Origin of the sequence: Nocardioides abyssi, from assembly GCF_030412915.1 — a bacterium.
Lineage (GTDB): Bacteria > Actinomycetota > Actinomycetes > Propionibacteriales > Nocardioidaceae > Nocardioides > Nocardioides abyssi.
The window spans coordinates 1-230 of sequence record NZ_JAUHJR010000253.1 but is presented as its reverse complement, the minus strand read 5'-3'; the positions used below and the strand labels follow the sequence as shown (position 1 = coordinate 230).

Below are 230 nucleotides of genomic sequence, written 5' to 3'. Positions count from 1 at the left end.
TCCTCGGCCCCCCCGAGGAGGGCACCCGCTCCGCCGGCCGCGCCACGCTGTGCGCCGGCCCCGACGACCGGGCCCGGCACGAGCTGGTGTTCGCGGCGTACTTCGACCACCGCACCGGCCTGCCGCGGCCGCGCCCCGCCGCACCGGCCACGACGTCGTACGCCGCGATGCCGCTGACCGAGGCGACCGGCGCCGCCGAGGGCCCCGAGGAGCCCGACGTCGTGCGCGCG

At 81.3% G+C, this 230-nt stretch carries 1 pseudogene; it reads left to right on the top strand.

Annotation, left to right across the window (positions count from 1 at the left end):
• Positions 1 to 230, top strand: a pseudogene (locus tag QWY29_RS20670) (vWA domain-containing protein); the annotation flags it as partial.